The sequence below is a fragment of the Stenotrophomonas acidaminiphila genome (assembly GCF_014109845.1).
Classification (GTDB): domain Bacteria; phylum Pseudomonadota; class Gammaproteobacteria; order Xanthomonadales; family Xanthomonadaceae; genus Stenotrophomonas; species Stenotrophomonas acidaminiphila.
This window is the reverse complement of the sequence record NZ_CP043567.1, coordinates 382,486-395,877: the sequence shown is the minus strand read 5'-3', so window position 1 is coordinate 395,877 and position 13,392 is coordinate 382,486. Positions and strand designations below refer to the sequence as shown.

The following is a 13,392-nucleotide window of genomic DNA, read 5'->3' as shown; positions in this document are numbered from 1 at the left end:
TGCTGATCCAACAAAATCACCAGGTGAATGGAATTCCTCATCGTATCGGTCAACGACGCCGCCGTAGCAGGGCAAAGAGGCGGTTGTCGTAGAGAGTCTTGATGTCGGGACATCTATTCTCTAATAATGGATTGGCCTCGATAAATATCCACTCACCATCACTCCCTATCACAAAATCGGTGCTGGCCACGTCGACATCAAGCTCACGCATTGTTCTCTTGAGCTCAATTTCTATATCACCTGGAACCGAGCGCATTTCATATGAGAGTTCACTCTCCTCCATCGTTCGAAAATTGATTTTTCCTGCAAACTTATGGCGCATGGAAAGCGCAAAGATCTTCTCTCCTGTGACGCCAGCCCAAATATCTGCAACAGTAGGCAGATATTCCTGGAAAATGCAGGGCGCCGTGCTTATCTCCTGATCGGTGCACTGGTCGAATTGCTCAGCATCCACGAGATTAGCAAATGTTGTCCACTTCTTGGCGATGGATTTGTCTGGCCAACTATAAGGGTTGAATGGACCGGCCAGCGTTCTGTAGAAACTCAATTGCCGCCCTGTGCGTATTTCCTTTCAAACTCTACCGTTGACACACCGCGAGCGGAACCATGCCGGCGGATCGGCTTGTAGAACATATCGATGTAATCGAACACGTCCGGGGAAGCCATGGCGCGTGTTGGGTAGATCCGCCGCTTGATCCGCTCCTTCTTCAATACGCTGAAGAAGCTCTCGGCCACGGCATTGTCGTGGCAGTTCCCGCGGCGGCTCATACTCGGCACCATCCGGTGCGCTTTCAGGAACGACTGCCAGTCGCTGCTGGTGAATTGACAGCCCTGATCCGAATGCGCCAGCACACCTGGGCCCGGCTTGCGCCGCCAAGCGACCACCAGCGCCTGCAGCACCAGATCACGGGTCATCGCCGGCGCCGTCGCCCAGCCGACGATCTGCCGCGAGTACAGATCCATCACCGCCGCCAGGAACAGCCAGCCCTCGCAGGTCCGGATATAGGTGATGTCCGTGCCCCAGACCGTGTTCGGTGCCTCTGGTGCGAAACGCCGGTTGAGCACGTTGGTCGCTACGCCCACGGAGCCTCCGCGACAACGCGGCTTGCGGCCATAGCCGACTTGGGCACGCATACCTTCTGCCTTCATCAACCGCAAGACGCGGTGCCGGCCGCAGTGCTCGCCGGCCTCACGCAGGTCCAGGGTGATCTTGCGATAGCCATACACCGTGCCGCTGGCCAGCCAGTGGTGCTTGATCAGCCCCAGCAGGCGCTGATCTTCGCGCTCACGAGCGCTGGCGCCATGGCGCAGCCAGGCGTAGTAGCCGCTGTGTTGCACGCCCAGCACCCGGCACATCGCCACCAGCCGGAACTCACGGGCGTGCGCACGCATGAACGCGTACTTCGCCCTTACCCCTTGGCAAAGTACGCGGCGGCTTTCTGGAACCGATCTTTCAGGAAGCGCCGGGCGCGCCAAGGTCCCCGGGGTTCCTGCTGGTGCCTGGGCCGTGCCAGTCAGGCGTCATGGACAGCGGCATCGCCTGGATGCTTCTCCTTGAATCGGTCCGCTGCTGCAACCTCCGTCGATCATCCTTGCTCCTCTGCGCACGCCCGGGCGATCTCCCCACGTGAGGTGAGTTGGCTGCTGCAAAAGCTGCACTGCGACGGGCATGCAGAGCTGCGCTGGGCTCGCGCAGCTCCCAGCGGGTTTCCGGCATGGGCTCGCATTTACCATCTGTACTGGACGCCCATCTGTGCGTTGACGTCGCGGAAGCCCATGCCACCGCTCTGTCGGCTCAGTTCACCCCAACCGCGCCAGCCGGCGGACAGTCCCATCTGCACGCCCGCCTTGGCTTCGTAGATGTCGTGCGGCAGCTGTCGCCGCAACCGCTCGCCGTCCATCGCCAGGCCTGCGCCATTGCCGCCGGACCACCAGTTCACCGCCACATAGGGATGTACCTGGCCCTGCGCCGGGCTCAACCCACGGCTGTACAGGCGCAGGCCGAGACGGGTGCTGGTTTCGCCATTGCCGCGATCTTCGACCACCGTGCCGTTGGCCTCGACCACCCGCTCGCTGTCATAGCGGCTGTGCACCACCTGCAGTTGGGGTTCCAGGTAGATGCCACGCTGCACGCTGCGCCGCAGCGGCAGCACGTAGCCGGCCTCGGTCGATGCACTCCAGCTGCGGGCGCCATAGCGTTCCTTCTGCAGGCCTTCGCCCTGCACGCTGTTGCGGAAGCGGCCGTACTGCAGCCAGCCATCCACATAGGCGCCGCCTTCCATGCGTGCGTCCTGCAGCCAGGTCGCGTACGCGCCAACGCTCGTGCCGGTGACCACGCCACGTGCGGTGTAGCCGGTCACCTTCGAGCGGCTGTCATTGCGTGCACGGCCATGGCCGACCATCGCGCCGGCCTGCAGTTCGCCGCCGCCCGCCTCGAATCGACGTCCCACGCCCAGGAGCATGCTGCTGATCTGCCCATCGACCTGGACCTGCCGTCCTTGGTCATGGCTGTCGGGCTGCGCGTTGCGAAGATGCAGCCAGCCCACGACTTCACTGCTGCTGTCGATTCCGGTGGCGGGGTCACCGGCACGGTCGTGCAGGCTATGCCGGAACATGTCCAACGCAGCGGCACGGTTGGCCAGGTAGACCGCCGGCTCGGGACGTTCCACTTTGGGACGCGGCGGATCCACCGGGTCCACGGGATCCACAGGGTCCACAGGGTCCACGGGATCTACCGGGTCCACGGGATCCACAGGGTCTACCGGATCCACGGGATCCACAGGGTCTACCGGATCCACAGGATCCACAGGATCCACAGGATCCACAGGGTCTACCGGGTCCACGGGATCCACAGGATCCACAGGATCCACAGGATCCACAGGGTCCACGGGGTCTACCGGATCCACTGGGTCCACGGGATCCACAGGGTCTACCGGATCCACAGGGTCCACAGGGTCCACGGGGTCCACGGGATCCACGGGATCCACCGGATCCACGGGATCCACTGGGTCAACCGGATCCACAGGGTCCACCGGGTCAACCGGATCCACAGGGTCCACCGGGTCCACGGGATCCACAGGGTCTACCGGATCCACAGGGTCCACGGGATCCACGGGGTCCACGGGATCCACCGGATCCACCGGATCCACGGGATCCACAGGGTCCACCGGGTCCACGGGATCCACCGGGTCTACGGGATCTACCGGATCCACAGGATCCACTGGAGGCACATACTCCGAGCGTAGGTACCAGTTGCCGTCGTCCGGGCTCGACACGCCTCCCTTGAACAGGAAGTAGTCGTACGCACCGGCCACGGCGCGGCCCTGCAGAACAAACTGCGCATCCGACTGGCCACCGACGGTGATCAGGCGGATACCCTCCTGGGTCAGGGCGCCGGCACCGCCGGCATTGCGCACGCTCACGCTGGCGGTGCCGCTGCTGTTGCCGTTGATCACCAGCCGGTCGCCCGGGGATGTGTCATCGCCCAGCGCGCGGTTGAAGATCCACGCGCCGCCATTGCCCACGTAGTCGCCACTGACAGTGACGGTCTTGAAGTCGCCCGCCGCCCCCGTATCGAAGGCGATGGTGCCGGCATGTTCGAGCGTGCCCACGCTGGAGTCGGCACGCACGTTCCACTGACTGCTGCCATCCATGGCCAACCGTGCGACCTGGTAGCCGGAGTCGTCGCGCAGCGCGCCACTGAAGGTGGTGCCGTTGCGCAGCATCATGTGTACGTCAGCCGTCGCGCTGTCGACCACCACGTCACCGTGCAGCGTGCTGGCGTCGGCGGTGAATTCGATGCGGCTGGTCGCCACGCTGCTGCCATCGGAAAACACGGTATCGCTGACCCGCAGCAGGCGGCCGCTACCGTCGCCTGCGGTCACGTTGCCGCCATTGACGGTCAGCGCGTGGTTGCTGCCCTGCAGCCAGAACGCGGTACCGTTGGCGGTCTCGATGTGGCTGTCGTTGAAGGTGGCGCGGTTCCAGTACGCGCCAAACGCGGTCAGGTAGGAGCGGTAGCCGACGCTGTTGCTGCCGGTCATGCGGATGTCCAGGCGGTCGGCCTGGGCCAGCCGTGCCGTGTTCATCTGCACGATTCCGAACACGTTCTCGCCGTCACCGCGGATCGTGACGGTGTCGAGCAGTGCGCTTGCGGTGGAACCACCGAGAAACACGCCGCCACCGCCGTTGCCACGTACTTCGATCACATTGCCGGTGGCTTCGATGCGGCTGGCGGTGCTGCCGGTGGAGCCGGTCACGCGTATGCCATACGTCGCATCGCCGTGCGTGGTGATCCGGCCGCCCTGCACGATGGCGACGCCACCGGAAATCTCCACGCCGTAGCCGTAGATGTCCGTCCAGGTGTCGACGGTGCTGTCGATCAGCTGCAGGCGCGACTCATCGCTGGACAGCCAGAACCCGGAGTTGCCTGCGCGGACATCGAATGCCGCGTCGCGGGCGGTCAGCTTGCCCCAGCTGTTGATGTTCACACCGTAGCCGCCGACGGTATGGAAGCTGCCGCCGTTGATCACCGCGCTGGAATAGGTCTTGTCGAGGCTGCTGCCCAGCAGGCGCATGCTGCCGCCCACCGAATGCGCCTCCACGTTCTCCAGAAGGATGCTGCCGCCGCTGTCGATGTCGAACCAGCCGCCTTCCAGATAGGTGTCGTAGAGTTCGGCACGACTGCCCACCCCATCGACGGCGATGCCGGCGAGGATGCCACCGGGGGCTATGCTGATCCGGCTGTTTCGGATTGTCAGGACGCCGGCGCGGTCGGCGCGCAGGCTGCCCCCCTTGCCGGCACTCATCACAAGATCGGACATATGCAGCTCGCTGCCATTGCCCGCTGCACCGGCCAGCGTTCCGCCACCGGTCGTCGCCAGGCGGCCCCCGGTGTAGCGGACGATGCCGCCGTTGTACGCCTGGACGCTGCCGTATCCACTGCCGTTGCGCGTGGCATCGATCTCGACGTCGTACGCTTCGATCACGCTGCCAGCGCCGTTGGCGTACAACGCATAGAAGCCCGTGCCGGTGGCTGGCGCTATCGACAGCGTCGCACCGCGCAGCTGTACATGGCCGCCATTGGCAGCGGAGATGGCGCTGCCATTGCCGGTCACGTTGATGCGGCTGCCATCGATCAGTGCATTGCTGCCGGCACCGGTGACGGTCAGCGCGAAGCTTCCCGCGGCATGGTTCAGCACGTCATCCTCACCGAGCTGAAGGCTGTTGCCGTCGCTGACATGCACGGGACCGGTGAGTTCGGCAGCGTGGACCGGCAGTACCGCCCACAGGGAGGTGGCCAGCATGCTCGGAAGGAGCGGGGCAGGCGCGAGGCGCGCGCGTCCGGGCGCACGGCGGCGCCGTGTGGGGGAGGCGTACATGCTGATGGGCTTCCTGTGGCTGTGCGCAGCACGGCTGCGCGAACGGGTGCGGCTGGGCCGGGTTACTGCGCAAGCCCTCGGTGGTGGCAGCGCGCAGGCACCCCCGGCACCCCGCCCTCCGGCGGCAGGGCGACGGAGGGCAGGCGCAGCGTGGCGGGATACGGCCAGACTAGGAACCGGCACCGCCGGCTGGAATCAGGCGTTTCCTAAAGCCTGCGCAGGGCCGCCAGCGGAGGCAGGTTCAACCCGTAGTGGGGCTCAGGCGAACAGCGACGCCTGCAGGCAGTACTCGATCAGCGCCTGGTCGCTTTCCACGCCAAGCTTGCGCATGGCGCTGATTTTCTGCGTGCTGACCGTCTTGGCACTGCGCTGCAGCCGGCGCGCGATGTCGCCCACGCTCATGCCGCCGGTGAACAGCCGGATCACTTCCAGCTCGCGGGGCGACAGGCGCGCGCGGACCGCATCGGCATCAGCCGGCTTGCCTGCAGCCAGCGGCAGCAGCCCAGGGGGTCGATAGGCGCGGTCGGCCAGCACCACGCGCAGGGCCTGCACCAGCTTGCCCAGGCCATGACTCTTGAGTACCACGCCACCGGCACCGGCGGCATACATCGCGGCCACCAGCGATGGGTTGGACACCATGGTCAGCACCAGCAGGCGGGTGTCGGGGAAACTGCGGCGCAGGAACGAGATCAGCTTGATGCCATCGCCGAAATGGTCGCCACCGGGCATGCTGTAGTCGGTGATCACCGCCTGTGGCCGGGTCCGCGTCATCAGCTCGATCAACGTGGCCGGATCGGCGGCCTCGCCCACGATTTCCAGATCCAGTTCCCCGGCCAGCACATCGCGGATGCCGGCGAGCACGATCGGGTGGTCGTCGGCGATGAGGATCCGTGTGGTCATGGCGGGGTCGTGTCGTCAGGAAGGGATGGCGTCGCGTCGTCGAGCAGGGGAGCCAGCAGCCGCAGCAGCCCGTGCTGGAATCCATCCAGGGGACCGGCCAGCGCAGCCAGTCCGTCACCCTGTGCGATGCGCTGCTCGATATGCAGGCCGCTGTCCACCAGCGCGGGTGCACCGACGATGACCAATGCACCGCGGATGCGGTGCAGCACCTGCGCCACGCGGCCTGGATCAGCCGCGTTGATGGTGTCCCGCAGGCTGTCCAGATCGGCCTGCATGGTCTGCACGAACAGCGCCTGCATCTTCGGATTTACCTGGAGCGGAGGATTGGCGCCGTTCGCGATGACATGCGCGGGCTGTGCCTGATGGTCTGGAACCGCTGACTGGCCGTTGGTGATCCGGGTCAGCAGGCGCTGCAGCGCGTCCAGGGTGATCGGTTTGACCAGCACGCCCTGCATGCCCGCCTCCTCGCAGCGCTGCCGTTCGGCCGGATCGGCATTGGCGGTAGCGCCGTGGATCGGCACGCTGACGCCGCGCGCGCGCAGTGCCCGGGCCAGGCCGTAGCCGTCCAGGCCGGGCATGTTGAGGTCAGTCAGCACCAGCGCGAACGCGCCCTGCTGCCAGTAGCCCAGCGCTTCGTTGCCATCGCAGGCGACCACCGCATGGCAGCCAAGCTGTTCCAGCTGGTCACGCAGGATCGCCTGGTTGATCGGATTGTCCTCGGCCACCAGTACCTGCAGGCCGAAGTGCCGCGTCGGTGGCAGCCGGCCCGCGGCGTCGGTCGTCGACGGTTGCCCGCTGGCTGCGGCCAAGGCCATCACGATGGCATCGAGCCGATGCAGGCCGACCTGCCAGGTACCGTCGATCAGCTGCGGTTGCGTGCCGCCCTCGCGGCAGGCCGCCACGCGCGGGCTGCTTCCCTCCCACGCCGGCAGTGGGCCGTCCAGCACGAGATCGAGCAGCACCGCCGTCGGTGCCATGCCGGCCGCGGTGTCCTCCCGGTAGATGCCGGCATGCGCGCCGCGTTGCTGCAGACGCTCGCACAGCGATTGCACCATTTCGCGCACGGCACCGCGTACCTGCACCTGCAGCTGCGGCGGCAGCCGCGGCGGCGGTGATTGCTGTGGATCGGGCTGCGCGGGTGGCAGCGGCAGGTCGACGCTGAAGCTGCTGCCCAGGCCGCTCTCGCTGACCACGCGCAGGTGGCCATCCATCAGTGCCACGAGGTGGGCGCAGATGGCCAGGCCCAGGCCCGTGCCACGCATGGCATCGGTCCCCGGGTTGGCCTGGAAAAATGGCTCGAACAGGTGCGCCTGGTGCTCGCTGGCGATGCCGATGCCGGTATCGGCCACCTGCCACTGCAGCCAGCAGCGTTCGTCCTGCCAGCGTGCGGATAGGCGTACCACCACGCGGCCGCTGTCGGTGAACTTCAGCGCATTGCTGAGCAGATTGTTGAGCACCTGGCGGATCCGAGCCGCATCGCCGCACACCGCATCCGGCACATCGGCGTCGATGCAGGCGTAGAACTGCAACCCGCTGTTGGCGGCTACGGCGGCGTACGAGTCCAGTGCCTCCTCGGTCAGCCGCACCGGATCGAACGGGCTGGGCTCCAGGCTCAACTGGCCGGCCTCGGCCTTGCTCACATCCAGGATGTCGCTGATCAGCTGCATCAGGGTCGAAGACGAGCGCTGGATCGTGGCCAGGTAGTCCTGCTGCTTCGCGTCCAGTGGCGTCAGGCCCAGCAGTTCAAGCGTGCCGAGCACGCCGTACAGCGGGGTGCGGATCTCGTGGCTCATCGTTGCCAGGAACTGGCTCTTGGCGCGGTTGGCCTGGTCAGCGGCACGCCGCGCCTGCTGCAGCACCTGCTCGGCTTCGTACTGGCTGCTGAGGTCGATGAACAGGCACAGCACCGCGGGCTCGCTGCGATACCGTGCCTGCGTCGCGGTCACCAGCAGGTGGCGGCCTTCCGGCGTGGTATAGGCCAGTCCATCGCCCGCCGTGGTGCCACCGGCGGCCAGCACGCTGCGGCGCCATGGGCCGTGCCAGCCGCCGGCGTGATGGTCTTCGCCCAGCCAGCGGCGGGCGAGGGTGTTGTCCAGCAGGACAGTGCCATCGGCACGTCGCAGCAGGCACAGCCCGATCGGTGCGTTGTCCAGGACGGTACGGCTGAAGGCTTCGCTTTCCAGCAGCCGTTCGTGGTTGCGGCGCAGCGGTTCGATGACCGAGTGCCGATACGCGCGAAGGACCAGCATGCCGCCCAGCGCCAGCAGCAGCGCGACAAGCGTCGCGCCCAGCAGCGGTCCTTGCGGATGCTGGAAGATCTGTTGCCAACCGACGTGATAGACCGCCAGCCAGCCGCGCTCGCTGCGCATGCGGAAGCGCAGGCCGTGCGCGTTGGCCTGCCATGACGTGCCGGCATCGCTGGCATCGGCGGCATCGCCCAGAAGGCGCTGGCCGGCGGGGTCGAACAGCGACAGCCGCTGGAAAACCGGAACGCCCAGTACCTGCTGGTAGTCATCGACACGGGAGGGATCGAGCAGGCACGCCAGTGCCGCCAGCGAGCCGTCGTCGTCGTCGCTCCACAGGCGTGCATCCTGCGGCGCATGGGCGACGGCCAGCAGGCGGGTCTGGCCATCGCGCCAGGGCACGGGCATCCAGGCGATGCCGCCGCGCTGCAGGGCGGGTTGGTCGATCAGCGCCCGGTGGATGTCGCCGATCTGCGGGCGCAGGTGGTGCGGACTGTTCGGGCTGAGATCGGTATCGGTCATCTGCATCGGCGCCAGCAGGCCACGCGTGCCCTGACCATCGACCAGCAGGCATTGCGGCGGCGGAAAGTGCGAGGCCGACCAGAACGTGCCGTAGAAGCGCACGAAGCGATCCCCGAGTTCGGTCTGGGACGGGGTGATGTTCCTGTTGTTCCCGATCAGCACGAAGTTGGCGAACAGCGGGCCGCGTTGCTGCCCCATGCTGCCATCCGCCACCGGCTGCCCCTGGGTGCCGACATCGTGCAGGCGCCATTGCTGCAGGAAGCGTTCCTGCTCGCGTAGCGTGCCGTCCAGGCGGCGGAAGTGGAACTCGATCTTGCTGCGCTCGTCATTGAACAACCGTGCGCCCACCGACAGCAGCAGCCCGGCCTGCAGCGTGGCCAGTACCACCACCGCGATCAGCAGGGCATGGACGCGCAGTGAGCGGCGCGCGAGTCGGCGTACGGGAGCGGCCTCGGCCGGCATGGCAGGTCTCGGAGCTGGTGGGCGGTCAGTGGCAATCGACAGCGCCCGGCGGGCGCGGCAGCGCATACAGGATCGTCAATGCCGCTTGACGGCTCCGTGAAGCCGGCATGCAGCGCAGCTCAACGCAGCGCCGCCTGCACCGCTTCGTCCGCGCACGGCGCTTCATCGTCCAGCAGGCGGGTGAACTCGTCCGGGGGCAACGCCTGGGAGATCAGGAACCCCTGCACCTGGCTGCAGCCGAGCTGGCGCAGCACCGCCAGGTCGGCATCGCTTTCCACGCCTTCGGCCACGATGATCAGGCCCAGCTGGTTGGCCAGCGCGATGATGGTCGCCAGGGTCAGATGCAGGGCCGGATCACGGGCACAGCCGCTGACCAGCGCACGGTCGATCTTGACCTCGGTGAAGGGTGTATTGACCAGGTTGTGGACCGAACTCAGGCCCTGCCCGAAATCATCCTGTGCCAGGCCGAAGCCCTTCATGCGCAGGCGGCAGGCGCCGGCGTAGAAGTCGCTGACGTGCCGCGTGGTGCTGTTCTCCATCAGTTCGAAACACAGCTCGCCCGGCGTGCCACCCAGTGCCAGGGTCATCGCCAACAGCTCGTCGGGCAGGTCGGACTGCTCCAGCAGATGCGGTGGAAGGTTGATCGAAACCGGTACCCGGAAGCCCTGACTGCGCCAGCGTGCCTGCGCCTTGATGCTGGCCTTGAGCATCATCCGCAACAGCTCACCCTCCAGCCCGTGGCGGCACATTGCCGGCAGGAAGCTGCCCGCCGTCAGCGTACCCAGCTGTGGATGGCGCCAGCGCACCAGGGCTTCGGCAGCTACCACGCGGCCTGACTGCAGCGACTTTTTGGGCTGGAACCAGGCCGTAAGGCTGCCGTCGACCATGGCCTGGCGCAGTTGCCGGGCGTCGGGTTCGGGCAGTGTTGCGGCCTGCGCCGGCGTGGCATCCATCGACGGTCGTGCCTGTGCCAGCGCGTCAAACAGGGTTTCGACGTCGGTCGCCGTGACCGGCTTGGATACCACGCCGAGCACCTCCAGCCCCAGCGACTCGGCCATCAGGCGTGCCGAAGCCATCATCCGCCGGGATGCCATGCTGGCCACTGCAAGGCGTGGGGGGCGCGGTTGCGCGGCCAGCGCCTGGATGAACTGGATGCCGTCCTGGCCAGGCATCAGCAGGTCGCTCACCACCAGGTCATAGGAATGGCAGGCGCACAACGCGATCGCCGCCTCGACGTCTTCGCAGGCGTCGACCTGTACCCCGCCGCGGCTGCCGAACAGGTTGGCGAGGTAGCCGCGCTGGAAGGGTTGGTCTTCCAGGATCAGGACACGCTGGGTCATGCGGGGTTTCCTAGGCATAGGGCGGTGATCGCCTTGCGCAGGCGGGCGATGTCGATGGGTTTGCTCAGGTAGCCCTGCATGCCACTGGACAGGTAGCGCTCGCGTTCTTCGGCGGTGGCATTGGCGGAGGCACCGATCACCGGCACCGGATTGCCCTCATCGCGCAGCTGCCGGGTGAGCGCGTGGCCATCCATGTGCGGCATGTTGATGTCGGTCACCACCAGGTCGAAGGCCTGCTCACGGCATCGCTGCAGGGCTTCCACGCCGTCCTGGGCCAGCTCCACCTCGCAGCCCAGCGCCTGCAGCTGTTCGGCCAGGATGACCCGGTTGATCGGGTTGTCCTCGACCGCCAGCACCCGCAGGTGCAGCGGCATGAGCGGTGCGGCGCCGCTGCCTTCCGGCAACTCGGCACGTCGTTGCTGGAGGCTGGCCAGGGCGTTGCCGACCGCCCTCATGCAATGCAGGGACACCACCAGGCTGCCATCGGCCGCCACCGTCGGCTGGTCGCCGCCGTCGATCGATGCCATCACCCGCGGGCCCGCCCATGCCAGCGGCGGAGCCGCTTCGTCGTCCACCAGGATCGCGCCGTCGTGGTCGAGCAGGGCCGGATCGCCCAGCAGCGGCTGTGCGCTGGCGCCCCAGCGCTGCAGCCAGCCGCATGCACTGTCGACCAGTTCGCGATCACGGCCACGTACCAGGATCGGCGGCTCCGGCTGCAGGGCGGGGCCATCGTCGGCCACCGGCAGCACCGGCAGTGGCAGGCGCACGCTGAAGCTGCTGCCCAGCCCGGGTTCGCTGACCACCTGCAGTTCGCCACCCATCAGTCGTACCAGGTGATCGCTGATGGACAGGCCCAGGCCGGTGCCCTGCGCGCTGGCCGCGCCGCGTACCTGGCGAAACGGTTCGAACAACCGCGCCTGCTCCTCGGCGGGAATGCCCACGCCGGTGTCGGTCACCTGCCAGACCAGGACGCTGGATTCGGCTTCACGCTGTACCTGGCGCACGCGCAGCATCACCCGGCCATACTCGGTGAACTTGATCGCGTTGCTGAGCAGGTTGCCCAGTACCTGGCGGATCCGATCGGCATCGCCGAGCACGCGCGTGGGTACGCGCGGATCAGTGCATACCAGGACCTGCAGCCCCTTGCAGGTCGCAGAGCCCGCGAAGCTGCGCAGCACGCTTTCGGTCAGCTCGCGTGGCGAGAAGGAGGTTGGCTCCAGGCTGAGCTGGCCCGATTCGATCTTGGTGACATCCAGCACATCGCTGATCAGCTGCAGCAGCACCGAAGAGGAACTCTCGATGGTGCGCAGGTACTGCGACTGTCGCGCATCCAGCGTGGTGTGGCCGAGCAGTTCGAGCGTTCCCAGTACGCCGTACAGCGGCGTGCGGATCTCATGGCTCATGGTGGCCAGGAACGCGCTCTTGGCCTGGTTGGCGGCGTCGGCGGCCTGCCGCGCCGACGACAGTGCCGCCTGCGCCTGGCGATGCCGCGAGACGTCGTGGAAGGCACACAGCAGCACATCGTCGCCCTGGTAGCGGCAGGCGGCATGCAGTACATGCAGCTGCCGGCCGTCACGCGTGGTGAATTCCAGGCCGCGGCCACGCTCGCCGGCATGGCTGCGCCATGGTGCCTGCCAGTCGCCGTCCTGGTCATCCTCGCCAAGCCAGTCGCGCAGCAACTGGTTGGAGAGCAGCAGGTGGCGGTCACTGCGGTGCAGCACGCAGATGCCGACCGGTGCCAGGTCGATCACCGTCGAGCCGAAGTCAAGGTTCTCCAGCAGCCGGTGATGCTGCTGCAATGCCGGCTGGATCAGCGTGCGGTCGACGTGGTGGCGCAGCAGTCGCAGCGCGACGCAGGCGGGCAGCAGCAGAAACGCGCAGACCAGCAGGGGTAGTGCGAGGTCGCGCAGCAGCTGCGCTGGCGGCAGGTAATGGACCAGCCGCCAGCCATCATTGCCGACACTGTTGACCAGCGCCACGCCACGCGGCAGCCCGCCGTCCCACACCGTGCCGACGCTGGCGTCCTGGCGCTCGCGGAGTTGCTTCCAGCCCGCGCTGTCCAGGCGGGGCGCCTGGCTCGACAGCGCGGGCCGCCCGCCCTCGTCCAGCAGCGTGTAGCCGCCGATGCCCTGGCCTTCGAGCACGTCGGCCGTAGCTTCGCCATCGAGCAGCAGCATCAGCCATTGCATCGGATGGGGGCCAGCCTGTATCGGCTGGGCCAGTGCGATGCCACTGTCACCTGCGCGCAGCCAGTACACCGGGTCGACACCCCCAAGGCTGCCGCTGCGCGCCTGCAGCGCGCGCAGTGATGGCAGGCGCGCCAGGTCGATCTCGATATCGCCCCCGGCCAGCCAATGTGCGCCCATTGCATCGACCAGCAGCAGGCGCGTCTGCAGCGCCTGCAGCCTGTGCTCCGTGCGGGCTGACAGCGCAAGTCGCTGGCCGGGCTGGCCGCCGGCAGCGTCGAGCGGCAGCGGACGCATGCCATCGCTGTCCGCCATGGGTGCGTCCGGGTTGCCCACCCGCACCGAATCGGCCAGGTGC

Annotated in this window: 6 protein-coding genes and 1 pseudogene; all 7 read right to left on the bottom strand. The window is 67.0% G+C overall.

The features are described 5' to 3' along the window. Window positions 1-49 precede the first annotated feature (49 nt). A complete protein-coding gene (locus tag F0P95_RS02030; protein ID WP_182335499.1) occupies window positions 50-547 on the bottom strand; it encodes an ATP-grasp domain-containing protein in 498 nt (165 codons plus the stop codon). Beyond that, a pseudogene (locus F0P95_RS02025) lies at window positions 544-1,440 on the bottom strand (IS3 family transposase); the annotation flags it as partial. The pseudogene F0P95_RS02025 and the gene F0P95_RS02030, both read right to left, overlap by 4 nt. Window positions 1,441-1,727: 287 nt before the next feature. Next, a complete protein-coding gene (locus F0P95_RS02020) occupies window positions 1,728-5,381 on the bottom strand; it encodes an autotransporter family protein (protein WP_182335498.1) in 3,654 nt (1,217 codons plus the stop codon). A gap of 258 nt (window positions 5,382-5,639) precedes the next feature. Then, complete coding sequence (locus F0P95_RS02015) at window positions 5,640-6,281, bottom strand: response regulator (RefSeq protein ID WP_182335497.1); 642 nt, start codon at window positions 6,279-6,281, stop codon at window positions 5,640-5,642. Beyond that, window positions 6,278-9,508, bottom strand: coding sequence for a hybrid sensor histidine kinase/response regulator (locus F0P95_RS02010; protein ID WP_182335496.1), 3,231 nt, complete (start codon window positions 9,506-9,508; stop codon window positions 6,278-6,280). The genes F0P95_RS02015 and F0P95_RS02010 overlap by 4 nt, the downstream gene beginning before the upstream one ends. A gap of 119 nt (window positions 9,509-9,627) precedes the next feature. Then, a complete protein-coding gene (locus F0P95_RS02005; RefSeq protein WP_182335495.1) occupies window positions 9,628-10,848 on the bottom strand; it encodes an EAL domain-containing response regulator in 1,221 nt (406 codons plus the stop codon). Further along, complete coding sequence (locus F0P95_RS02000; protein ID WP_232528736.1) at window positions 10,845-13,349, bottom strand: response regulator; 2,505 nt, start codon at window positions 13,347-13,349, stop codon at window positions 10,845-10,847. Before F0P95_RS02000 ends, F0P95_RS02005 begins: the two co-directional genes overlap by 4 nt. Window positions 13,350-13,392 lie beyond the last annotated feature (43 nt).